23 protein-coding genes are annotated in these 23,452 nt (G+C 62.2%); 12 read left to right on the top strand and 11 right to left on the bottom strand.

What is annotated here, in order from left to right:
- The first annotated feature begins 14 nt into the window (after nucleotides 1-14).
- From AAGF34_RS02135 to AAGF34_RS02115, 5 genes are read left to right on the top strand one after another with little or no spacing between them, the layout of a single operon-like run.
- A complete protein-coding gene (locus tag AAGF34_RS02135; protein WP_342618986.1) occupies nucleotides 15-1,565 on the top strand; it encodes a hypothetical protein in 1,551 nt (516 codons plus the stop codon).
- A gap of 1 nt (nucleotide 1,566) precedes the next feature.
- Nucleotides 1,567-2,202, top strand: coding sequence for a hypothetical protein (locus tag AAGF34_RS02130; RefSeq protein WP_342618985.1), 636 nt, complete (start codon nucleotides 1,567-1,569; stop codon nucleotides 2,200-2,202).
- Nucleotides 2,199-2,909: a glycosyltransferase family A protein gene (locus tag AAGF34_RS02125; RefSeq protein WP_342618984.1), complete on the top strand. Its 711-nt coding sequence runs from the start codon at nucleotides 2,199-2,201 to the stop codon at nucleotides 2,907-2,909. The genes AAGF34_RS02130 and AAGF34_RS02125 overlap by 4 nt, the downstream gene beginning before the upstream one ends.
- Entirely contained in the window at nucleotides 2,897-3,928 is a 1,032-nt protein-coding gene (locus tag AAGF34_RS02120) for a hypothetical protein (RefSeq protein ID WP_342618983.1), read from the top strand. Before AAGF34_RS02125 ends, AAGF34_RS02120 begins: the two co-directional genes overlap by 13 nt.
- Nucleotides 3,925-5,535, top strand: a complete 1,611-nt coding sequence (locus tag AAGF34_RS02115) for a glycosyltransferase family 10 (protein ID WP_342618982.1) — start codon at nucleotides 3,925-3,927, stop codon at nucleotides 5,533-5,535. The genes AAGF34_RS02120 and AAGF34_RS02115 overlap by 4 nt, the downstream gene beginning before the upstream one ends.
- Nucleotides 5,536-5,547: 12 nt before the next feature.
- Here AAGF34_RS02115 and AAGF34_RS02110 read toward each other — a convergent pair whose 3' ends face one another.
- Genes AAGF34_RS02110 through fliE form a run of 11 tightly spaced genes read right to left on the bottom strand, consistent with a single transcriptional unit; the run spans nucleotide 5,548 to nucleotide 16,025 of the window.
- The gene (locus tag AAGF34_RS02110; protein ID WP_342618981.1) at nucleotides 5,548-5,871 is read right to left on the bottom strand and encodes an HAD hydrolase-like protein; all 324 of its coding nucleotides are present in this window, start codon (nucleotides 5,869-5,871) and stop codon (nucleotides 5,548-5,550) included.
- The gene (locus AAGF34_RS02105) at nucleotides 5,766-6,212 is read right to left on the bottom strand and encodes an HAD hydrolase-like protein (protein WP_342618980.1); all 447 of its coding nucleotides are present in this window, start codon (nucleotides 6,210-6,212) and stop codon (nucleotides 5,766-5,768) included. Before AAGF34_RS02105 ends, AAGF34_RS02110 begins: the two co-directional genes overlap by 106 nt.
- On the bottom strand, nucleotides 6,209-7,195 hold the full coding sequence (locus AAGF34_RS02100) for an NAD(P)-dependent oxidoreductase (protein WP_342618979.1): 987 nt from the start codon (nucleotides 7,193-7,195) through the stop codon (nucleotides 6,209-6,211). The genes AAGF34_RS02105 and AAGF34_RS02100 overlap by 4 nt, the downstream gene beginning before the upstream one ends.
- A 13-nt stretch (nucleotides 7,196-7,208) precedes the next feature.
- Complete coding sequence (locus AAGF34_RS02095) at nucleotides 7,209-8,363, bottom strand: methyltransferase domain-containing protein (RefSeq protein ID WP_342618978.1); 1,155 nt, start codon at nucleotides 8,361-8,363, stop codon at nucleotides 7,209-7,211.
- 21 nt (nucleotides 8,364-8,384) lie between these two features.
- Nucleotides 8,385-9,506, bottom strand: coding sequence for an FkbM family methyltransferase (locus AAGF34_RS02090; protein ID WP_342618977.1), 1,122 nt, complete (start codon nucleotides 9,504-9,506; stop codon nucleotides 8,385-8,387).
- Between the two features lie 23 nt (nucleotides 9,507-9,529).
- Nucleotides 9,530-11,338 (bottom strand): thiamine pyrophosphate-binding protein, encoded by a 1,809-nt coding sequence (locus tag AAGF34_RS02085; protein ID WP_342618976.1) that lies wholly within the window; start codon nucleotides 11,336-11,338, stop codon nucleotides 9,530-9,532.
- Entirely contained in the window at nucleotides 11,339-12,448 is a 1,110-nt protein-coding gene (locus AAGF34_RS02080) for an N-acetylneuraminate synthase family protein (protein ID WP_342618975.1), read from the bottom strand.
- A gap of 20 nt (nucleotides 12,449-12,468) precedes the next feature.
- A complete protein-coding gene (rfbH, locus tag AAGF34_RS02075) occupies nucleotides 12,469-13,791 on the bottom strand; it encodes a lipopolysaccharide biosynthesis protein RfbH (RefSeq protein WP_342618974.1) in 1,323 nt (440 codons plus the stop codon).
- A gap of 2 nt (nucleotides 13,792-13,793) precedes the next feature.
- Nucleotides 13,794-14,912: a CDP-glucose 4,6-dehydratase gene (gene rfbG / locus AAGF34_RS02070; RefSeq protein ID WP_342618973.1), complete on the bottom strand. Its 1,119-nt coding sequence runs from the start codon at nucleotides 14,910-14,912 to the stop codon at nucleotides 13,794-13,796.
- Complete coding sequence (gene rfbF, locus AAGF34_RS02065; protein WP_342618972.1) at nucleotides 14,873-15,646, bottom strand: glucose-1-phosphate cytidylyltransferase; 774 nt, start codon at nucleotides 15,644-15,646, stop codon at nucleotides 14,873-14,875. Before rfbF ends, rfbG begins: the two co-directional genes overlap by 40 nt.
- Before the next feature lie 58 nt (nucleotides 15,647-15,704).
- Nucleotides 15,705-16,025, bottom strand: a complete 321-nt coding sequence (gene fliE / locus AAGF34_RS02060; RefSeq protein ID WP_342618971.1) for a flagellar hook-basal body complex protein FliE — start codon at nucleotides 16,023-16,025, stop codon at nucleotides 15,705-15,707.
- A gap of 172 nt (nucleotides 16,026-16,197) precedes the next feature.
- On the opposite strand from fliE, the gene fliF reads away from it, so the two are divergent.
- The 7 genes from fliF to AAGF34_RS02025 all read left to right on the top strand — a co-directional run bounded on the left by fliF (nucleotide 16,198) and on the right by AAGF34_RS02025 (nucleotide 23,437).
- A complete protein-coding gene (gene fliF / locus AAGF34_RS02055; RefSeq protein WP_342618970.1) occupies nucleotides 16,198-17,877 on the top strand; it encodes a flagellar basal-body MS-ring/collar protein FliF in 1,680 nt (559 codons plus the stop codon).
- Between the two features lie 21 nt (nucleotides 17,878-17,898).
- Entirely contained in the window at nucleotides 17,899-18,903 is a 1,005-nt protein-coding gene (gene fliG, locus AAGF34_RS02050) for a flagellar motor switch protein FliG (protein WP_342618969.1), read from the top strand.
- Nucleotides 18,903-19,589 (top strand): flagellar assembly protein FliH, encoded by a 687-nt coding sequence (locus tag AAGF34_RS02045; protein WP_342618968.1) that lies wholly within the window; start codon nucleotides 18,903-18,905, stop codon nucleotides 19,587-19,589. The genes fliG and AAGF34_RS02045 overlap by 1 nt, the downstream gene beginning before the upstream one ends.
- Entirely contained in the window at nucleotides 19,579-21,015 is a 1,437-nt protein-coding gene (gene fliI / locus AAGF34_RS02040) for a flagellar protein export ATPase FliI (RefSeq protein ID WP_342621018.1), read from the top strand. The genes AAGF34_RS02045 and fliI overlap by 11 nt, the downstream gene beginning before the upstream one ends.
- Before the next feature lie 25 nt (nucleotides 21,016-21,040).
- Nucleotides 21,041-21,508, top strand: coding sequence for a flagellar export protein FliJ (gene fliJ / locus AAGF34_RS02035; RefSeq protein ID WP_342618967.1), 468 nt, complete (start codon nucleotides 21,041-21,043; stop codon nucleotides 21,506-21,508).
- On the top strand, nucleotides 21,505-22,740 hold the full coding sequence (locus AAGF34_RS02030) for a flagellar hook-length control protein FliK (protein WP_342618966.1): 1,236 nt from the start codon (nucleotides 21,505-21,507) through the stop codon (nucleotides 22,738-22,740). The genes fliJ and AAGF34_RS02030 overlap by 4 nt, the downstream gene beginning before the upstream one ends.
- 121 nt (nucleotides 22,741-22,861) lie before the next feature.
- Nucleotides 22,862-23,437 (top strand): flagellar basal body-associated FliL family protein, encoded by a 576-nt coding sequence (locus AAGF34_RS02025; protein ID WP_342618965.1) that lies wholly within the window; start codon nucleotides 22,862-22,864, stop codon nucleotides 23,435-23,437.
- Nucleotides 23,438-23,452 lie beyond the last annotated feature (15 nt).

Here is a 23,452-nt window from a genome sequence, read left to right as displayed (position 1 = left end):
TCTCTGAGCACATGGTGAGCGCCACAACAATTCCGGAAACATGGGTCGAGATCATCGGTAGGGCAGAGGCGCTGGCGGGAGCCGGGCATGTGGATGCTGCCATCGATGCGTACCGCAGCTGGTTGGCGCTGAACGATGCACCCGAGGCCTACGCCGCATATTTCAACCTGGCCGTCCTCTATTTCAAAAAGCTGCAAACAGGTCTGGCACAGGCCGCTTTGCGGGCCTGTCTGCGCTGCAACCCCGGCTTTGAAATGGCGCGCAAGCTGTGTGTCGAACCAACCATGGACCAGCGGCGCCCGATGGCGGCACGTGTCTCTTACGGTCATGACGCACTGCGCATTGTCTGGATCGGGCACGCCCGTTCCTTTGCCGCATCGCATGTGCAGAACCTGCTGGCAGGCCTTCGTGAAGGCCGTGAGATGCATTTCATGCTGGCCTGGGGCCAGGACATTCCCGTGGACGCTCAGGACGTTGGATCCCTCAGCGACGAGGCCGTTGCCTGCGAAATCCGCAAGCGGGAGGCAGACGTACTGATTGACCTGACCGGGTGGAACCCGGACGGGCGCCCCGGCATCGTGGCCTACCACCCTGCGCCTACGGTGCTGGCGTGGCAGGCAGACCCCGAACCCAGCGGCCTTGTGGCGGTGGATGCAGTGGTGGCAGATGGGCAGACCCTGCCTGCGTCCAGGGAAAAGGAATTTCGGGAATCCGTACTGCGCCTGGAGCGTCCGCAAGTGGAAGCGGGCACGGCAGACGCCGGCTTGACCCCCCGCGTGGAGGCACTGCTGCGCTCAGTCGACCGCCAACTTCCCGCGCGCGAACCCGTGCCAGTGCCCACCGATTCCGAGTTGACCTATCTGCACGCGCCGCGCCAGCGCGGCAGGCGCTATGTCATCGTGGCGCCACCCTATCAGCATGCGTCGGCCGGAATCCGGGTGCTGTATGACTTGCAGAAGTGGCTGGTGCTGGCAGGTTATGACGCAGTGGTCTGCACCTGGTTTGCGGGCTATCCGGTCGAGTCATTTGCCGAGGACATCGTGGTGTACCCCGAAGTGGCTCCCGGCAACGTGTTGCATGCCCAGCGCGTGGTGCGGTTCATACTGAACACGCCTGGCAAGCTCGGCCATGGAGAGAAGGTGTACGGCCCGGGCGAGCTGCTGGTGGCCTACAACAACGAGCTGGCGCCGTATGCGGATGGACTGGTTCTGCAGGTCCCCACCACGGAGCCGTTCTTTCACGATGCCCATGGTGTGCGCGACAAAGACGCCGTCTATGTGGGCAAGGGGCGCAACCTGGGCGCCCATCCTGCTGGCTGTGTGGAGATCACCAAGCTGTATCCGCCAACCCGCAGACAGTTGGCAGATCTGTTGCAGACGGTGAGCACGCTCTACACCTACGACGATTTCACCATGCTGGCGCATGAAGCGAAACTTTGCGGGTGTAATGTCACGCTTATCGATGCCTCAGGCCAGATGCGGCCATTGCAAACTTCCTATATGCCAACGCTCGACGAATTTCGGGCCCAGTTGCACCACTTCATCCACATCACCCAGCAGTTGTAGCATGCCCGAAATGATTGACTACTCGCAACACTTCAAGAAATTCCACCTGGGTTGTGGAACCATCTTCATCAAGAATTATCTGAACATCGGCTACTGGAGTCAGTTGCAGAGTGACGTGCTCTATGTGAACCCCAATGGCGTGGAGGGCACCTACATGCTCAACCACGATCTGGTCAAGGGCATACCCTGTTCGGACGGCAGCCTGGAAGTCATCTACCACTCGCATCTGCTGGAGCATCTGTCCTACAAGGACGGTATGGTCTTCATCGAGAACTGCTTCAAGGCGCTGCAGCCCGGCGGCATCATGCGCGTGCTGGTGCCGGACCTGGAGCTGTGGATCAACAACTATGTGCAGGGCAACACCTTCTTCTTCGACGAGTACCGCAAGGCATTGGCGCCGGAGGAACATCTGTACCCGACCAAGGGTGCGGTCTTCATGGGCATGCTGCACAACCACGAGCACAAATGCGGCTACGACTTCGACACCCTGAAGTGGGTGCTCGAGCGCGCCGGCTTCGAGCGCATACGCCGCACGCTGGTCCAGAGCAGCGACCTGCCCGACATCGTGGAAGTGGAGCCCTATGTGTCGATCAAGGCCATGGAAAGCCTGTGCGTTGAATGCTACAAACCCGCATGAAGAAGCTCTCGATCATCAGCCACTTCTACAACCATCCGGACATGGTGCTGCGGCAGATCCGCTACTGGGAAACGCTGCCCGAATCATTCCTGAGCCAGGTCGAGTTCATTCTGGTGGACGACTGCTCCGAAGAGCGACCGGAGTTTTTTGCAACCAACATCGACCTCAAGGTATTCCGCATCACTACCGACATCCCCTGGAACCAGGCCGGTGCGCGCAATCTGGGCATCTTCAATGCCAGCGGCGAATGGGCGCTGTATTTCGACATCGATCAGCACTTCTACGCAGAGCCCATGCACATGGTTCTGAACCAGCTGCATATCCTGAACAAGAACACCCTGTACTACTTCAAGATCAAGGAGCTGGTGGATACCACCAACAACACTACACTTACCTCGCACCCCAGCACCTTCCTGGTGGACGTGGCGACCTTCAAGCGCCAAGGCATGTACGACGAGGACTTCGCCGGGCATTACGGCTATGAAGACCTGTACATGCCGCGGGTCTGGGAGCGCAACGGGGGCGTGCGCACGCTCTTCAGCACGCCGGACTTTTTCGAGGACACCAATTTTGGTACGTCCAGCCTCAGCCGTGACTTGAGCCGCAACGCGGCACTGGGTCTGGAGAAGATCCGCAACGGCACGCGCAACTCGGTGGGCATTCTGCGCTTTGAGTGGGAACAGGTTCCAGTTCCATGTCTGGCCTGAGGGAGTCCCTGGAGCGGGTGGATCGCCCCGACGTCATCGTCGTGCTGGGGTATGGTTTTGAGTTGCCCGTCTTCAGCCGCGCACGTGCGTTGTGGGACTTCTATCTGTCGCATTTTCCGAACCTCACCTATTTCGTGTGCCGCGCAACGAATGAACTGGGGCATGGTGAAGTGGTCCACGATGGGCACGATCTGCTGATTGGCAGTGACCCCCGCACCCATCGCAAAGGCAGTGGAGAGGCGGGTTACGCGTCCTCGGGCGTATGGTCCAGTGCCGAGAATCTTTCGCAGGTCTCCTTCCAGTTTGCCATCTACGACTACCTGCTGCGGCGGTACGACAAGCCGTTTTACGTCTGCCACTCCACCATCACCTCGGTGGTGGATTTCCGCCTGCTGTTTGCCCTGGTGGACTCGCTGTCCAGTGCGGGTGTCTTTGCCGGCATGCCTGCGCGCATCACGACCCCGGGTGATTACGAGAACCTGTCGGTGGTATGTGGCACCAACTGTCTGTTCACCCGCGATATGGTGGAGCTGATGCTGGAGCGTTTCGATCCGCACAGCCCCCACAACGGCATTCCGCAGGATGTGAACGTGTCCTACATGTTGCGCGACATCGCGCGCACACCCCTGCCGTTCTTCTCCTTCATCAAGCCGCGCGACCCTGCCACGGGCCTTGGCAATGTGGGCGCCATCACCCGCAGGATGCTGGACACCGGCCACTACCAGTTCCGGGTCAAGACCACCAGCGAACAGGCGCAGCTGGGCCGCAGGGAAGATGTGGACCCGTGGATCATGCTGGAAATCATGCGGGCCATCTTGGGATACGAGCCCAATCCGGCTGCGGCGGTGGACCTGCGGGCGCGCCTGCTCAAGAGCCTGGGCACGCGCAGCGGTGTCAGCATGGCAGCCTATGAGGACCACTTCTTCAGCGGTCCGCGGGACTTCCCGCTCACGGACGAAGAAGCCGAGGCGATCCATCCCGACCTGCGGGCCGGAGCATCCCCACAGGTGCATCCGTGAACGACGTGCAACCCCTCCCCGGGCGCTCCCATGCCAGTGGCGCGCGCACCCTGCGCATTGCGCTGTGGTGCCTGTACGAGGGCATCGTCAAGGACGGCTACCTGTTCAAGCACCGCGATGCGGGCTTGGGCGCCGACCTGCTCAAGGCCTGGTGCGACCTCTACGACTATGGCCGCACGCAAGGCTTCGAATTCCTCACCTTCGACCAGGTGCAGGACTGGGACAGCGTGGATGCCATCCTCTTGTGCGACCGGCCCCTGCCCGGCAACCCGCTGGTGGAGGCTGCCATGCAATCGCGCGCGGCGAAGTACCTCATCACATCCGAGTGCCCCATCATCTACCAGCCCAGCTGGGACCCGCAGTACCACCGCCAGTTCCGCCGCGTCTGGACCTGGGACGACTCTTTGGTGGATGGCAGCTTCTACCTCAAGAGCAACTCGGTCACCGACCCGGTGCTGGCCTGCGACTTTGAGCAGCAGAAGGCCCGTTTCCACGAGCGCAAGCTGGTGACGCTGATTGCCGGCGCCAAGTCTTCGCAGCATCCCAACGAGCTGTACTCGCACCGTGTGCGCGCCATCCGCTGGTTCGAGTCCGAAGCACCGGAACATTTCGACCTGTATGGCATGGGCTGGAACCAGGAGCAGTTCCCCAGCTACCGGGGTGCGGTCGAAGACAAGCTGGCCACACTGGCCAACTACCGCTTCTGCATCTGCTACGAGAACGCCCAGGGCCTGAGCGGCTACATCACCGAAAAGTTGCTGGACTGCCTGCGCGTGGGCACCATCCCCGTGTACGGCGGTGCACCCAATGTGACGCGCTGGATTCCGCAGGACTGCTTCATCTCCATCAACCAGTTCAGCGACTACTTTGCGTTGTTCGACTTTCTGCGCAACATGGACGCGCAGACCTATGCAGGCTATCTGGACCGCATTGCGCAGTTCATCACCGGCCCAGGCTACCGGCCGTTTTCCATAGCCTGCATGATCGAAGGGCTGACGCGTACCCTGGACTGGGACCTGCGCCAACCCCGTTTGCCCGGTGCCATGTTGGAGCAGAACCCGGTCAGCCTGGCCATGGAGGTCAGACCGGTTGATGTGCCTCTCATCGTCTGGTTTCCCTACGACCCGCAGGACCCTGCACAGCAAAAGCTGCGTGGCCTCTGGCAGTTCTTCGCCGGCTACTTTCCCACGGTGCAGTTCTACTTCGTGCGCCACACGGCAGGCCTGGGCCAGGGCGAGATACGGGACAACGGGAGCGACCTGCTGGTGGGCCAAGGCACGGACCTGGAGCGTGCCGTGCATGACATGCTGTTGCGTCGCAATCCCGACCATTTCCTGCTGTTCAGGGCCTCCCTGGAAGATGTGTTCGATCCCGATGCACTGCGGGCCCACTGCATGAGTCTGCCGGCGGATGCCTGGCTGCAATCTGCTGGTTGCAGCCTGATGGGGCGTGGTGCCCTGGAATCATTGCGACATGCCCATCCGTCGCTGCCCCGGCCGCAGCCTCAGGCATGGAGCGCTGGTGTATGGCTGGCGCATGCGCGCAGCGGCGACCCACTGCAGGCGATGGAGCACATGGGGCACATCGTGCGCAAGCTCGCCGCCTGAGCGGCAGTGCTGCTAGCCCAGGCTGCTGTGGTTTACCAGCTGATAGAGCGCACTGGTGTCGGGTAGCCGCGCACAGGCTGGGGGCACCAGTGCGTTGGCTTCGCTGAAACCCCAGGTGGCCAGGGCAAAGGGCAGACCGGCAGTGGAAGCGGCGTCATAGTCCTCGAAGCGGTCGCCCACGTACAGGCTGCGCGTGGCCTGCAGTCCGAATTCCCGCGTGATGTGGGCAATCACCTGGCCTTTGGGTGTCTGGCCGGCCGCGAGGGAGTCCACCCCAAACACGCCTTCGAAGAATCCGCTCCACCCCAGGTGCTCCAGGATGCGCAGGGTGGGCACGATGCGCTTGTTGGTGGCGATGAACAGCCGCAGGCCATCCCGCGCAAGGCCTGCAACACGGCATGGATGCCGTCGTAGGCGGTGCTCATGCGGTAGCCCTCGGTGTCGTAGCAGGTCATGAACGCCTGGCGCAGGCTTTCCAGCAGCACAGGGTCTTGCGACGCACATTGCATGGCAATGGTCTGCAGCAGGGGCGGCCCTATCAGTGCCGGCGTCCAGGGCTGGCGTGGCGTGACTGCGCAACGGGAAAAGGCGAGTTCAAACCCCTGCAGGATGCCGGGTGCGCTGTCGATGAGGGTGCCGTCCAGGTCGAACACGACAGCATCGAATGCTGCCTTCATGAAGTGCCGGTGCGGCGCACATGGGCCTGTGCCGTGAAGCGAATGGCATCTTCCAGACTGATGGTGATGTCCAGTCCCAGCTCCTGCCGAGCCTTGGCAATGCTGGGAATGTAGCGGTTGCGTGCGGCCGCCGGATTGGGCGCGCCCAGCACATGGACCTGCTTGTGGGGAGCCAGCAGATCGCGCACGGTATGCGCCAGCTCCCGGATGCTGACGGCGTGGTCGGATCCTACGTTGTAGGCCTGGCCTGCGCGGCCTCGGGTCAGGAGCGCCAACAGCCACTGCGCCAGGTCGCGCTGGTCCATGTAGGAGCGCAGCGGACTGCCATCGCCCTGTACGGTGATGCTGTCGGCCTGCAGGGCATCGCGGATGAAGTTGCCAATGGCGAAGTGCACGTCCAGCGGCAGGTCCGGGCCCACGAAGGCAAAGCAGCGCGCCACCACGATGGGAAGGCCATGGGCCTGCATGGTCAGCGCGCACAGGTGCTCGGCCATGCGCTTGCCGATGCTGTAGGCCTGGGCCGGGTTGAGCGGGTCGGGCAGGGTGTGGCAATGTTCGGGAATCTGCTCCATGTCCGGCGGCTGTGCGCCGTACACACCGCCCGAGCTGGTCAGCAGGAAGCGGCTGGCGCCGCAGGCCACGGCCAGGTTCAGCATGTGCCGCGTGCCATCCACAATCTGGTCAAAGCGCTGCTGGGGCGTCAGTTGCGGTCCGGTGGTGGAGTCGGTGGCCGCATGCAGCACATGGGTGAAGGCCTGGCCTTGTGGCAGGCTGGCGGCATCGCACACATCGCCGCGGACGAGCTGCAGCCAGTGGTGCTCCACCAGTGCCGGATGCTGGGTCGCAAACCGGTCCGGGTCGCGTGAGAGCAGCGTCACCCGGGTAGGCGCCTGGCCCTTGCGTTCCCTGTCGATCCAGTGGCGCAGCAGGGCCTTGCCGAAAAAACCGGTGCCGCCGGTCAGCAGGATGTGGCTGTGGGTCATGGCGGATGCGCGCTCAGTGGTAGAGCAACACCAGGGGGTTGGGTGCGGTCTTGCGCAGATGCGCGGCTATGGCTTGCTGGGAGCGGAACGAGGACACCAGCACCGCAGTGTCCGGGGTTTCGTGGATGCTGGACGGTGCGCGCACGGTCCAGCGGCCCATGCGCTTGCCTTCCAGGTTGGGGTTGCTGTCGACAATGCCGCGCACCTCGCAACCCGGTATTTTTTCCAGATGGGCCAGCAGGCGCGCCGTGTGCGAGCCCGCGCCGTAGACGATCACTGGCCCGGCGGGAACCCGCTGCAAGGCACGGTCCAACTGGCGCTGTGACTCCTCGATGTAGGCCTGCAGGGCGCCTGTTTCGGAACGTTGGAAGGTGGGCTCTTGGGGAATGCTGCCGCTCCATTCGAACAGCCCCAGCATGGAGCCGGATGCGACCATGGGCAAGTCCAGCAATTCCAGCGCCAGTTGCTTGGCACCCAGGGATTGCATGAGGTTTGCCAAAGAGGCCATGTCAAAAAACTGGATGTGTTCGAGCGAGAACTCGCCAAAGGGCTCGCAGTCGGGATGGAGGAAACACTCGATGGCAGGCACTTCCAGCAGGATCTTGCAGCCAGGACGCAGGCGTGACACCAGCTTGGCCATGTCCTGGCGCAGCTGGGGCAGGTGTTCCAGCACACACATGATGCACACCAGATCGACCGACTGCAGGTCCAGCACCGTGTGGGCCTCGGACATCAGGCCGCGGTGGATATTGCGCACGCCAAACATCTTCAGTGCGCACTGCGCTGCGTTGGGTGCCGGGTCCAGTCCCTCTAGGTGTTGCCAGCCCGCTGCCTGCAGGCCACCAAGCAGCGCACCGTAGCCGCAGCCCAGGTCGGCAATGCGTTCGGACTTGCCGACGCGGCCTTCCAGGAAGCGCACCGTGGCGTCGATGCGGGCCCTGTCCACGGGTGCCACCGAATCCGGCGCGTCGTACTTGGACACCGACTGGTAGTAGGCGCTGAAGGTGTCGGCGTCGGGCAACTCCTGGGCGTAATGGAAGCCGCAGTGGCTGCAACGCACCACCTTGTAGCTCATGTCGAAACCGCCCACCGCGGCCATGGGGTTGTCCAGGCAGGGTTGTGCTTCCGTGCTGGAGCAGATGGGGCAGGGGCGGGTCGTCAGGCTCATGGGCAGGCTCTGGTGTTTGGGCTAGCGGTGCCGCGGCACCGCGTACAGCACGCTGTCAAAGCTGTTGAAGTAATGCTGGCGCACGTGAAAGCGGTAGTCCTCGCACAGGCTGGAGAGCGCCAGCGGCAACTCCCACAGATCTTGCGGGCAGTGATAGAGCGACAAGGCCAGCACCGGGCGTGAACGCTGGATCAGCTTGCGAGCCCCTTGCAGGGCTTGGAGTTCAGCGCCTTCCACATCCAGCTTGATGAAATCTACGGTGCAGCCTGCGAGAACGTCGTCCAGTGCGGCAACCGCAATGTGGGCGGTGCCGTTCTCGGAGATGGCGGCACCCTCGCCGCTACCGGCGTTGAAACTCAAGATGCGGTAGGAATCCGACAGCCCCAGGGGCAGGCATTGCGCCGCGCGTCCGGTCTGGACAACATTCTTTGTCAGTTGGGCGAAGTTGGCTGTGTCGGGCTCGAACAGGTAAGCCGTCTGTACGTCGGCCAGACTGCACAGTTCCAGATAGGTGTCGCCGTTGTAGGCACCACCATCGACAAAGCGCAGTGCCTTGCCCTGCTGGTCATTCAGGGTCAGCGGATTGAAGTACTGGTTTTCGTCATGCTGGAAGCTACCGTACGCAGTCTTGAGGCCCAGGCGGAATGCGGCGATGTCCAACATGCAACGCTGGCTGACCTCGTCGTCCATGCAGTCCAGTGCCGCAGCGATGGCATCGGTCTGGTCCAGGATGCGTTCGGGCTCGCTGAGCCAGAAGCGCCAGTCCAGTTGCTGCTTGAGAGAGTGGTACAGATCCCAGGGAAGATAGACGTCCTGTGCACCCGATTGCCGCGCCAGGGCTTCAAGCTGGTCCAGTGGCATGCCACGGTTGAAGATGCCTACGCACAAGGGTTCAGCGGTATGCGCAGGTGACCATTGCTGCCATCCGAGCACGGGCAGGCCTAGCACTTGCGCGGCCGATGGTTTGGTCTCCACAAAGCCGGCCACCGGGTGGCCGGTCTTTTGCAGTGCGCCACACAGATCGCGCCCAAACTGACCGGTGCCGAAGATCCAGACGGGCTTGCCGGCGGGCAAGTCCCTGGACTGCCGGCTGGCATATCGCTGAGGCAGGGCGTGCAGTTCTTCCAGCACTGATGGGGTCATGTTCGGGCTACTCCAGCGTGATGTCAGGCGACAGCCCGGATGGCACGGGCCGACTCGGCCACCGACTGGAGCTCGGCACGTTCCAGGAACGGGTGCATGTCGTCCAGCTCGGGGGTGACGAACTTGCCGTTCTCATCTACCCGCGACTTGATGCGCGGCACAAACTCCTGGCGCGGGTCCACTATCACGTTGAGCAGCAACGGGCCGTCTTCCTGCAGCAGACTGTCCATGCGGGCCAGGTCGGCTTCGGTGCGGATGGTGGCGGCCTTGATGCCATAGGCGGTGGCTACGGCTTCAAAGTCGGGGAACTCCACGCCCGATGCGGGGGTGGCACCGATCACGCGGCCGAAGAAGTTCTCATGGGTCTGCCAGATGGACAGGTAGCCCGCGTTGTTGAGTACCACGATCACGACGTTGCGGCCGGTGGTCTTGAGGGTTTGCAATTCCTGGATGTTCATCTGCAGGCTGCCGTCGCCGGCAAAGCAGATCACGCGTCGGCGGTTGTCGGGCGTGCCGGCAAAGGAGGCGCCAATGGCCGAAGGCAGGTCAAAGCCCATCGAGGCAGAGCCCGAGTTGCTGAACAGGCGCTGGTTAGAGGTGAGGTGGGCCATCTGGAACGGCAGGATGCAGGCCGAGGCGTTGCCACAGGCGGCCACGTCGTCATCGCGCATCTGGCGGAAGATGCGGTCCACGATCACGTAGGGGTTCAGTGTGGCGCCGGGCTTTTGCGTGTGCTCGCGGCGGGCGTGGTAGCGCTCGCCAATGTCGCGGCACCAGGCGCCCCACTGGGCGTAGCTGGGCAAGGTCTGGCGCGCCAGCACTGAGAGAAGCTTGCTGATGAATGCCTTGGCATCGGCCTGCACGCGCAGGTCGGCCTGTACACCGGGCTTGGCCAGTTCGGCAGGGTCCACATCGACCTGCACGATCCAGGCATTCTTGCCGAAGGAGTCCCAGTTGTAGCTGGTCTGGCGAATGTTCAGGCGCGAACCGATGACGAGGACCAGGTCCGCGTTTTGCAGGCAGAAGTTGCCGGAGCGGGTGCCGATGGTGCCGGGGCGTCCGGCAAACAGCGGATGGTCGGAGGCAATCAGATCATGGGTCCAGGCCGTGGCCAGGGGAATGCCGGTCTGCTCCACCAACTGGCGCAACAGCTCAGTGGCACCTGCCAGACGCACACCGGTGCCGCCCAGAAGCAGCGGACGGTTGGACTGCTTGAGCCGTTCGACAATGGCCATGCAGGCAGCTTCCAGCCCGTTGTCCTGTGGCGGAGCCATCGGGGCGGGGTCTGGAATGGTCAGGGTCTCTTTGGAAGATTGCACGTCCAGCGGAATGTCAATCCACACCGGTCCGGGCCGGCCGGTGATGGCCAGCGAATAGGCTGCGGGCAGCACCGTCTGCACATGGGCGGCGTCGCGTATCAGCGTGGCGCTCTTGCAGATGGGCGCGGCCATGGCCACGGTGGGCCCCTCCTGGTCGCCCAGCTGGCGCAATCCGGGCAGATCGTGGAAGGACAGGCAGGTTTCGCGCTTGACCTGTCCGGAAATCACGATCATGGGGATGGAGTCGGTGAAGGCGCCATACACGCCGTTGAAGGCGTTGATGGAACCGGGGCCGGTGGTGAGCATCACCACCGCCGGTTTGCCGGCAATGCGCGCGTAGCCTTCTGCCGCCATGGCACAGGCTTGCTCGTGGTGCATGAAGGTGCAACGCAGGCCCGGGTGGGCCCCCAGTGCCTGGTTCAAAAACATGGAGCCGCCGCCGGTGACGGTGAAGACCTGTTCGATTCCCCGCCGTACCAGCCAGTCGGCAATCTGTTCTGCAACCGTCTTCATTTACAGGCCGCGATTCAGAATCAGGCTCTTGAGGCCTTCGTTCTGGCTGTAGGGGCCACTGACGTGGTTGATGGTGAGCGGTTCGTCGGCCTTGATGCCGTTGGAAAGCAGTTCACCGTTCATGACTTCGCGGCAGGACAGCTGACCTTTGCGCAGCGGAATGGCGAGGTAAAAGTCGCGTTCGAAGCTTTCCTTGGTGAACACGTAGCCAGGTTCCAGATCTTTCTTGGCATAGGCGCCGCGCACCAGGGCGTCCAGGTATTCGATTTCCTTCTTGGAGATGATGCGCTTGGACTGGCTGCGGCCTCCGCACATTTCGGCGGCCTTGTGGAAGGCCTTGAACCAGGTGTCGCACTGCTCCGGCTTGGAGCAATAGGTGGAAACCGGAACGCCTTCGTAATCGATATCGATGTGGCGCTCCCAGCTGCGCGCACCCTTGCCGTAGGAAATCAGCATGGACGAGTGCCAGTCGTGGTACTCGTGGGTGGACAGGCCGATCACGTGATTGGGGTAGCGGTTCTTCAGGTAATCAATCTGGTCCAGTTCCAGCTCGCCGTCTTCGGAAGGGTACAGGGACACGCAGTGGTTGATGGCCAGAGGGATGTCACGTTTTTCGTAGAAGCGCACCAGGTCGTCCAGGTCCTTTTCCGATGCGCCGCCGGTGGACACGATGGTGGGACGGCGGGTGGAGGCAATCTTCTCGATCAGCACCCAGTCGTTCATGTCCGAGCTGGCGATCTTGATGATGGGCATGTCGAACTCGACGCACAGGTCCACCGATGCCTCGTCAAACGGCGTGGCCATGGGGATGCAGCTGAGGTAGCGGATCTCCTCCACCATGCGGGCAAAGTCCGCGCGGCTGAGCTTGGTGTCTTCCGTCTTCTTGATGTAGCGGTTCTCGGTGTTGCCCTTGAATTCAGGGTGGATGAATTCGTCCACGTCGCGGAACTGCAGCTTGATGGCGGCCTTGACGTTGTTGTAGCGCACGATGGCAGCGTGGTCCCGGATGATCTTGAGGCCGCGGTCCAGCTTGCCCCAGTGGTTGTTGGCAAGCTCCAGAACGAAGAAGTTCTCGAACAGATCGCGGTCTCTTTGCGTTACGTATCCCATGAATGTTCTCCTGAATTCAATTAAAAGTTGACGCCAAGATAGCTCTCTATCTTGCGTGCCGCGAATTCCAGCATTTCCGGTGTGAGCGAGGGCTGTACCCCGATCCAGAAGGTGTTGTTCATCACGTTGTCGGTGTTCTTCAAATCGCCGCTGATGCGGTACTTGGCCCCAACCATATAGGGTTGGCGGGTCAGGTTTCCTGCGAAAAGCAGGCGTGTTCCCACCTTGTTCTCATCCAGGTAGGTCAGCAGCTCCAGCCGGGACACTGGGGCATTGGGCTTTAGCGTCATGGGGAAGCCAAACCAGGACGGGTCCGAGTGCTCGGTGGCCTGGGGCAGGTTGAGGAACTCCTCACAGTCCTTGAGCCGCTCCTTGAGAAAGGCAAAGTTCTTGCGGCGCTCGGCAATGAAGCGCGGCGCCTTCTCCAGCTGGGCCAGACCGCAGGCGGCCTGCATGTCGGTGATCTTGAGGTTGTAGCCCAGGTGGCTGTAGGTGTACTTGTGGTCGTAACCCTCGGGCAGGTCGCCCAGCTTCTGGCAGAAGCGCTTGCCGCAGGTGTTGTCCTTGCCTGGGTTGCAATAGCAGTCCCGGCCCCAGTCGCGAAAGCTCTCGGCAATGGTCTTGAGCTCGTCGCTGTTGGTGAAGACAGCGCCACCTTCACCCATGGTGATGTGGTGCGCCGGATAGAAGCTCAGGGTCGCAATGTCGCCAAATGTGCCCACCATCTGGCCGCGGTAGGTGGAGCCCAGCGCGTCGCAGCAGTCTTCCACCAGCCACAGGCCGTGCTTCTTGCACAGGGCGGTGATGACATCCAGGTTGAAGGGGTTGCCCAGCGAGTGCGCCAGCATGATGGCCTTGGTCTTGGGGCCGATGGCGGCTTCGACCTTGGGCGCGTCGATGTTGTGGGTGAGCGGGTCCACGTCCACAAACACGGGCACGGCACCGAACTGCAGGATGGGGTTCACCGTGGTCGGAAAGCCCGCGGCCACGCCGATGACTTCGTCACCCTGCTGGATGGCACGCTTGCCCAGCTTGGGCGAGGTCAGGGTGCTGAAGGCCACCAGGTTGGCGGAGGAGCCCGAGTTGACGGTGATCAGGTGCTTCACGCCAATGAAGGCGGCCAGCTTCTTTTCGAACTCGGCATTGAACCGGCCGGTAGTGAGCCAGCCGTCCAGCGAGGCTTCCACCATCAGTTGCAGTTCGCGCGCATCCAGTTGCTTGCCGGATGGCGGAACGGCCGACGCGCCCGGCAGGAAAGGCTGCGGTGCCAGGGCAATGGCAGCGTACGCATCTACCAGGTGGGCAATCTGTTCACGGATTGCCAGGGTCTTGTTGTTTTCCATAGTCAGCGGGTGTGGGGCAGGGTATTTTGATAGGACTGGATCTGTTTCAGGGTGAGTTCGCGCACGTCCTGACCGGTAGCGCGGTCTTTGTACCAGCTGACCACTTTTTCCAGGGCCTGGGAAAGGCCCAGCGCAGGTTGCCAGCCCAGCAGGGTCTGGGCTTTGGAGATGTCTAGACGCAGGTGGTTGGCCTCGTGGGGGCGCGGGCCTTTGTCGATGGTCCAAGTGGCGCCTTCGCCCCAGAGTTGCGCCAGGTTCTGCACGATCCATCCGACGGGTTGTTCATCGTGCGGCATGGGGCCGAAATTCCAGCCTTCGGCAAATGCCGGACCCTGCTCGAACAGGCACTCCGCCAGCGTCATGTAGCCGCGCAAAGGCTCCAGCACATGTTGCCAGGGGCGAATGGCGCCCGGGTTGCGGATCTGCACCGGTTTGCCCTGCTCGAAGGCCTGCACCATGTCCGGAATCAGGCGGTCGCGTGCCCAGTCGCCGCCGCCGATGACGTTGCCGGCACGGGCCGTGGCCAGCGCCACGCCATGGCGTGCATAGGCGTCGGGGTGAAAGAAGGAGTTGCGGTACGCCGAGCTGACCAGTTCGGCGCAGCCCTTGCTGTTGCTGTAGGGGTCAAAGCCCCCCATGGGCTCGTTCTCACGGTAGCCCCAGACCCACTCACGGTTTTCGTAGCACTTGTCGGTGGTGACATTGACCACGGCCTTTACGCCAGGCGTTTGGCGGATAGCTTCCAGCAGATGCACCGTGCCCATGACATTGGTGGCATAGGTGGTGACCGGATCCTCGTAGGACAGCCGTACCAGGGGTTGCGCGGCCATGTGGATGACGATCTCGGGCCGGGCGGTTTGCAGCGCCGACTGGACTGCTCCAAGGTCCCTGATATCGCCCAGGACCGACTGCATGCCTTGCTCCAGGCGGGCCTCGGTGAACAGATTGGGCGTAGTGGGCGGTGCCAGGGCAAAGCCGGTGACCTCTGCACCCAGGCTTTGCAGCCAGAGCGACAGCCAGCTTCCCTTGAAGCCGGTATGGCCGGTGAGGAATACGCGCTTGCCAGCCCAGAACGCGGGATTCACGCCCAAACCTTCCAGGGCGCCTTGCCCGATGCCCACAGCTCGTCCAGATAGGTCTTGTCGCGCAAGGTGTCCATGGGTTGCCAAAAGCCGTCGTGCTCGAAGGCAGCAAGCTGGCCTTCTTCTGCCAGACGCTCCAGCGGACCGCGTTCCCAGATGGTGTCGTCGCTGTCAATATAGGAAAGCACCTGGGGCGACAGCACGAAGAAACCCCCGTTGATGCGCCCGCCATCTCCCTTGGGTTTTTCCTTGAAGGATGCAACCCTGTGACCCTGCAGGTCCAGGGCGCCAAAGCGGCCCGGCGGGAAGGTAGCCGATATGGTGGCTTTGAGGCCGTGTTCCTTGTGGAAAGCGATGCTTTGCGCAATGTTGATGTCGGACACGCCATCGCCATAGGTCAGGCAGAAGGCTTCTTCACCGTCCAGGTGTTGCGCTACCCGCTTGAGGCGGCCACCCGTCATGGTCTCGGCGCCGGTGTCTATCAAGGTCACCTTCCAGGGTTCGGCCTTGCGCTGGTGCACCGTCATGCTGTTGTTCTGCATGTCAAAAGTGATATCCGACATGTGCAGGAAGTAGTTCGCAAAGTACTCCTTGATCAGGTAGCCCTTGTAGCCGCAGCAGATGACGAAGTCATTGATGCCGTGGTGGGAGTAGATCTTCAGGATGTGCCACAGGATCGGCATGCCGCCAACCTCGATCATGGGTTTGGGCTTGAGGTGGGTCTCCTCCGAAATCCGGGTGCCCAGCCCGCCAGCAAGAATGACAGCTTTCATAGGGTGAAGTGTACTTATAGTGGGAGGGTAGATTGGGGCGGGCATTTTGCCCGCTCGCTTAAACCTGCATGTTCATGATGTCAGTGTAAGCCTGCACCATGCGGTTTCTGACGTGCAGGGTGGCGGTAAAGCCGATCTGGGCCTTCTGAATGGCCACCATGGTCTCTTCCAGGCTGACCTTGGGGTTTTCCATCTGCACTTCCTGCTGCAAGCGGGTTGCTTCGTTCTGGGCGGAGCTGACCGAATTCAGGGCGCTCTTGAGAGCCCCGGAAAACCCGCCGCCCGTGCCCTGGGTATCGGCCGTAGCGTTGGGCCGCACGCCTGCGCCGGGGCGTACCGTGGTCGGCATCGTGAGTGGCGAGAGTTTGAGGTGGTCCATGGCGGCTTCCGGTGAAACTTGATTGGGGGTAATACTAGGTCGCACGGCCAAGGGGCATTATTTTCAATTGGACGGTAAATCCGGTGCTTTTCCCCCTAATGTTTTGCGGATCGGCTCGAATAATCAGTCCCAATCGAAAGGCAAAGAGCGCCTTGCTTCTATGGAATCCAACATGCCCGCCACCGCCGCCATACCTGTCAACCCCAGCATCGTCCAGCGTTTCAACGGTCTGGACCAAGGGCAGCGTCTGCGTCTGGTGCTGGGTGTGGTGCTGTTTGTGGCGATTGCAGCAGTGGGTCTGGTCATGGGGCGCCAGGCCGAATGGCGTGTGCTGTATTCCAACCTTCCAGACAAGGATGGTGGCGCCGTCATTGCCCAGTTGGGCACCATGAACATTCCCTACAAGTACTCCGACGGCGGCGGCGCCATCCTGGTGCCCGCAGATCGGGTGCACGATGCCCGCCTGAAGCTGGCCTCGCTGGGTTTGCCCAAAGGCGCAGTCGCTGGCTTCGAGATGATGGAATCCAACCGTTTCGGCATGACCCAGTTCCAGGAGCGGCTGACCTTTCAGCGCGGGCTGGAAGGCGAGCTGACCCGCTCCATCCAGTCGATTGCCTCGGTAGCCAATGCGCGCGTGCACCTGGCCCTGCCCAACCAGAATGGTTTTTTCCGGGACCAGCAGAAACCTTCTGCCTCCGTGCTGCTCAGCCTGCACCCCGGCCATTCACTGGACAAGACCCAGCTCGCCGGCATCGTGCATCTGGTGGCGGCCAGTGTTCCCGAGATGGATGCCAGCGCTGTGAGCGTGCTGGACGATACCGGCAAGTTGCTGTCCAAACCCCCGGAATCCGCCAACGGCATGAACGTGGATGCCGAGCAGCTGCAGTACGTGCAACAGCTTGAGCAACTCTACAGCCGCCGCATCCTGGACATCCTGGAGCCGCTGGTGGGGCCGCAGAACGTCAAGGCACAGGTGACGGCCGAGCTGGACTTTTCGCAAACCGAGTCCACCACCGAGTCCCACAAACCCAATCTGACACCGGAAAACAGTGCCGTGCGCAGCCAGCAGACGGTGGAAAGCATCAACGGCGGCAGCAGTTCCGGTCCGACCGGTGTGCCGGGCGCGACCTCGAACCAGCCTCCTGCAGCGTCTGCCGCACCTATCAACGGGCAGACCCAGCCGCTCACCGCAGCGGGCCAGAGCGCAGCTGGCGGCAGCAGCAAGAAGGAATCCATCGTTAACTACGAGGTGGACAAGACAGTGCAGGTGGTGAAGGGGGCGACCGGCGTGCTCAAGCGCATCAACGCCGCCGTGGTGATCAACAACATCGTCAAGACCGATGACAAGGGCAAGGTCACCAGCACCCCGTTGACGGATGCCCAGATCGAGAAAATGACCGCCCTGGTGCGTGAGGCCGTGGGCTTCAAGCAGGATCGCGGTGACTCGGTCAATCTGATGAATGCACCGTTTGTCGTCGAAAAGCCCGAGCAGTTGGACATACCGATCTGGCGTCAGCCCGAGGTGACCAGCCTTGCGCAGAGTCTGGCCTGGCCGCTGGGTACCTTGGCACTTGCCACGCTGGTGCTGCTGGGCTTTGTCAAGCCCGCCATGAAGGCCTTGACCGAGAGCCGTCCGCGTGCGGCCCATGCGCAGGGCCACGAGAACCAGCTTGACGCGCTGGAGTCCGAACAACCCGAGCGCCCCCAACTGGTCGCCCCGAGCGCGCACGCCGATGGCGTCATGACACCGTCCGAGCTGCGCATGGAAGAGGCACGCAAGCTGACCCGTGACAATCCTGCGGCAGTCGCTAATATTGTGAAATCGTGGATCAACGGGGAAGCTCCCGCCTAACACACGGGAGTAACCAAAACCATGGCAAATGACGACGACGGTCTGCAAAATGCGGCGATTCTGATGATGTCCCTCGGTGAGGCCGAGGCGTCTGAAGTTTTCAAGCACCTGTCTCCCAAAGAGGTGCAAAAGCTGGGCGAGGCGATTGCCAAGACCTCCCAGATCACCCGTGACAAGGTGGACGCGGTCATCGACAAGTTCCACGGAGTGGCGGCATCGCAAAGCCTGCTGGTCTCCAATTCGGGTGACTATGTGCGTTCGGTGCTGAAGTTGGCCCTGGGTGACGACAAGGCGGCCCTGCTGATCGACCGCATTCTGCAGGGGGGTGACGTCTCCGGAATCGAGAGTCTGAAGTGGATGGATCCGCTGTCCGTGGCCGAGCTGCTGCGCAACGAACATCCGCAAATCGTGGCCGCCATACTGGTCCACCTGGAATTTGATCAGGCCGCCGATGTGCTCAAGTGCCTGAACGAACGCCAGCGCAACGAAGTCATGCTGCGTGTGGCCACCATGGAAGGTATTCAGCCCACGGCCCTGAAGGACCTCAATGAAGTTCTGTTCAATGTGCTGGCCGGTGGCGACAAGATCCGCAAGGCCTCCATGGGCGGTATCAAGACCGCCGCGGAAATGATCAACCTGATGGGTACCGCCATTGAGGGTACGGTGATCGAGTCCATCCGCAGCCACGATGCGGATCTGGCACAGAAGATCATGGACAAGATGTTTGTGTTCGACGACGTCATCAAGCTCGACGACAAGGCCATCCAGATGGTGCTCAAGGAAGTGTCTACCGATGTGCTCATCGTGGCGCTCAAGGGTGCACAGCCCGAGCTCAAGGACAAGATCCTGGCCAATATGTCGACCCGTGCTGCGGCCACGCTCAAGGAAGACCTGGAGTCGCGCGGGCCCATGCGCCTATCCGAAGTGGAAGCGCAACAGAAGGAAATTCTCAAGACCGTGCGCCGCTTGGCGGACGAAGGGCAGATTGTCATCGGCGGTGGAGGTGGCGACGACGCCATGGTCTGATGTCACGCGCCCACTCAACCTTCATCCCCGCAGAAAAGGTCGCAGAAGCCAGCAATTGGAACTTCGATCCCGTCGATCAGGCCTCGCTGCGGTTCGCCGCCAAGGTCAAGGCACAGGCCGAAGCGCAGGACCGTGCGCGCGATGAGCTGGCGCGCCAGTCCGGTTACGCCGAAGGCTATGCCCAGGGCCATGCACAGGCCACGCTGGAAGGCCAGCGCCTGATCAACGAATACATTGCCAATGAAGGTCAGCAGGCGGCCCAACATTTCGCCAGCCTCTTCCGGTCCGCGCAGGAGCAGATTGAGCAGTCCCAGCAGACCCTGGCCAAGGGTGTGCTGGAACTGGCCTGCGAGCTCGCGCGCCAGGTGCTGCGCCGCGAACTGACAGTCAACCCCAATGCCTTGCAGCCCGTGGTGCGCGAAGCGCTGGGCATGCTGACAGTGGATACCAAGATGGCGGCTGTGCGCATGAATCCGGTGGATCTCGACGTGTTTGCAGAAGATCTGCAGAGTGAATTTTCCAACCTGCAGCTCACGCTGGTGCCCGACGTCAACGTCCTCGCAGGCGGCTGTCTGGTGGAGGCCGCAGGTACCGTGATCGATGGCACGGTGCAGCGCCGGTGGAACAAGGCGGTTGCCAGCCTGGGATTGGATTCAAGCTGGGAGCAAGAAGATGATGCCCCCTGAGGCGCCCGCTGCTCTGCCTGGCAGCCCTGTCCAGTGGGAGGACTTCTTTGCCCGCTCGCAGGGACGCCTGGCACGCAGCTCGCCGCTGGAAGTGCGCGGCACCCTGACCAAGCTGGCCGGGCTGGTGCTGGAAGCCAGCGGGCTGCGTGCTCCGGTCGGCTCCCAGTGCATCGTCACAGCGCGTACGCGTGAAACCATCCTGGCCGAAGTCGTGGGCTTTTCCAACGACCGGGCCTTTCTCATGCCTGCGGGGGACGTGCAGGGCCTCTCGAGCGGCGCCAGCGTCGCGCCCGCGGCGCACTATGTTCCGGTGCCGCAACTGCATAAGCCGTCCGCTGCCGATTTCACATCTGAAACCGGCATGTTGCGTCTGCCTTTGGGCGAGGGGCTGCTGGGTCGGGTAGTGGATTCGCAAGGTATGCCGCTGGATCGCATGGGCCCCATTGCGGACGTGGCCGCCAAGCCATTGGACCGCGCACCCATCAACGCCATGGACCGTGACCCGGTGCGCCAGGTTCTGGACACCGGTATACGCGCCATCAATGCCTTGCTGACCGTGGGACGCGGCCAGCGCATCGGCCTGTTCGCCGGTTCCGGCGTGGGCAAGAGTGTGCTGCTTGGGATGATGGCGCGCTATACCCAGGCCGATGTCATCGTGGTGGGGCTGATCGGCGAGCGGGGCCGGGAAGTCAAGGAATTCATCGAAGACATTCTGGGCGCCGAAGGCCGCGCGCGCTCGGTGGTGGTTGCGGCGCCCGCCGACGCGCCCCCGCTGCTGCGCATGCAGGGCGCGGCCTATGCCACTGCCATTGCCGAGAGTTTTCGGGACCAGGGCAAGCACGTGCTGCTGTTAATGGATTCGCTGACCCGCTATGCCATGGCCCAGCGCGAAATTGCACTCGCCATCGGTGAGCCACCAGCCACCAAGGGCTACCCGCCATCGTGTTTTGCCAAGCTGCCCCAGCTGGTGGAGCGCAGCGGCAACGGCCTGCATGGCGTGGGCTCCATCACCGCTTTCTACACCGTGCTGACCGAGGGCGATGACCAGCAGGACCCGATTGCCGATGCGGCGCGTGCCATTCTGGACGGCCATATCGTGCTGTCACGCTCTCTGGCCGAATTTGGACACTACCCGGCCATTGACGTGGAGCAGTCGGCCTCGCGTGTGATGCACAACGTGGTGAGCAGGGACCATTTCGAGGTGGCGCGACGTTTCCGCTCGCTCTATTCCAAGTACGAGAAGAGCCGCGATCTGATCCAGATTGGGGCCTATGCGCAGGGTTCGGACCCGGCGTTGGACGAGGCCATTTCCCTGCACGATGGCATGGCGCACTTCCTGCAGCAGGACATGTTTGAGGCAGCGCCCATGGAGCAGGTGCTGCCCCAGATGGCACAGGTCTGCAATGTCTCGCTGGATGCTTCCTGAGGACGCCGCATGAAAGCAATGCACCATGCCTAAATTCAGAGCGCTGGAACTTGCCATCGACCAGGCCTCGCGGCAGCGCGATGAGCAGGCGCGTCTGTATGCGCAGGCGCAGCGTGCACTTAGCTATGCGCGCAACCAGCTCGACCAGTTGCAGAACTATTCGGCAGATACCGATGCGCGCTGGGTTGCCGGCCGCGCCGTCAATCTGTCGGTGGAAATGGTCAAACACCATTACCAGTTCATGGACCGATTGCAAAACGCCGTGCATCTGCAGCAGGGTGTCTTGCAGAATCTGGAGCGCCAGCTGGAGGCCGCCCACCAGCGCGTGCTGCAGGCCGAGTTTCGCCTGGCCGGATTCAAGCAAGTGCTCAAGGCCCGGCGCGCAGCCCATAGCCAACTCCTGCACCGGCGCGAACAGCTCGCCACCGACGAATTTGCCGCTCAGCGCCACATCCGTGGCCGTGCCGATCAATCCCTGGAAGACGTTTCATGACCATCGAACTCAGCCCCCCTGCCACAACACCTGCCAAGCCGAGCGAAGCGCAGGCTGCCAAATCCAAATCCAAGTCTGGAACGTCTGACGGCAAACCGGATGCCGGTGCCAATGGATTCATGGCGATACTGGGTTCCATCGACGGCACAGCCGCCGCGACAGATACGGGTGATGCGACGACCCCGGATACCTCCACCCCATCTGCTGGTGCGATGGATCCCAATACCCTGCTGTTGCAGAACCCCCAGATTGCCGCCGCGATGCAAGGCGTCGCCATCGATGCGGCCGGAAAGGGTGTTGATGCAAATGCGTTGGCAGCCAGCCTGGCTTCCAGTGGTTCGCAAAAGGGTGGTGGTTCGCAAAAGGGGCAGGACGCTTCCTTGCCACAAGACGGCAAGGGCGGTGTGCGTCCGGTGCGCCTTGGTGTGGGTGACGTTCAGGAATCCGTCCCCCGGGACGTGACGATCAGCCAGGAGTCGGCAACCGTGGGCCTGCAGCATGCGGGTGCGCACGCCAAGGGCGGCAAGGACAGCCTGCCCACGCTTTCGGATTCCACCAGTTCCACCGCCGCCAATGCCACCGCGGCCACGCCTGCAAGTGACCACAAGGAGGCTGTGGATGCGAAATTCCTGGCCGCGCTGGAACAGGCCAAAGCCGCACCTGCCAGCAAAGTTGCGGAGCCCGCTCTGGTGGCGTTGAACAACCGGCCCGAAAAGTCGCAGTCCGAGCGCGCCATAGGCGGTGCGAAGAATGCCGACCCCACCTACACGGGCACCGCAATTGGCGTCACTGGTCCGGATTTCTCGCAGACCGCAGCGCAGCCCACGGCCATGGCGCCGGACATGCAGGTTGCTGAGCAGGTAACGTACTGGGTATCGCAAAACGTGCAGAACGCCGAGATGAAACTCGACGGTCTGGGCCACTCCCCCGTGGAAGTGAGCATCAGCGTCCAGGGCAATGAGGCGCAGATTGCGTTCCGCAGCGACGAGGCAATGACACGCGGCGTGCTGGAGAGCGCAGGCGCCCACCTGAAAGACATGCTGCAACGTGAGGGCATGGTGTTGACCGGAGTGTCCGTAGGTACTTCGGGCAGCGGCGACTCCGGAGCGGGTGACCGACGGGGACGCCAGTCGGCAAGGCAGGTGGCCATTGCTCCGCTGCAGCCGGTGGTGGCCTCTGGCGCGGCGCGCGCGGGAGCCGCAACAGGACGTTCGGTGGATCTTTTTGTGTAGCGATGTCCAATTGGGCAAAAATAGGGATTGCGTATTGGAAATACAGGCCTTTTTCAGCCTTTAATAGGTACTGACGGCCCAATAATCCGTTCTACATAGACATAGTGAGCGAGGAATAACAGTGGCTACTGCAGCACCCGAAGCGACCGAAGCGGCCGCCCCCAAGAAGAGCAAGAAGTTGCTGATCATTGTTGGCGCGGTGGTGCTCGTCCTGCTTTTGGGCGGAGGTGGTGCGTTCTGGTACATATCCAAGCAGCGTGCCGCTGCCGCCGCAGAAGATGGCGAAGAGCCGGCCAAGGCGGCAGCGCATGACGCGCATCCGGTGCCGCCAGCCTATCTGCCCATGGACAACATGGTGGTCAATTTGGCCGATGTCGGTGGTGATCGGGTCGCCCAGATCGGCGTGACGCTGGTGGTCACGGATGCACATGCATCCGACCAGGTCAAAGCCTTTTTGCCGACCATTCGCAGTGGTGTCCTGCTGCTGATATCGCAAAAGACGGCGGTGGAGTTGCTGACGCCGGAAGGAAAGACCAAGCTGGCCAAGGAAATCCTGCACCAGGCGCTGATTCCCTTTGGTGGCGGTGATGAAGAAGAGGCCGCGCCCGAGGATGGCAAAAAGAAGAAGAAGGCTGCGGCCCCCCACGCAGACCTGCCGGTGACTGGCGTGCTGTTTTCCAGTTTCATTGTTCAATAGACGCGACACGGAAAT

The sequence above is a fragment of the Rhodoferax sp. GW822-FHT02A01 genome, assembly GCF_038784515.1.
Classification (GTDB): domain Bacteria; phylum Pseudomonadota; class Gammaproteobacteria; order Burkholderiales; family Burkholderiaceae_C; genus Allorhodoferax.
The sequence above is the reverse complement of the archived record's forward strand: the minus strand, read 5'-3'. Positions and strand labels throughout refer to the sequence as shown.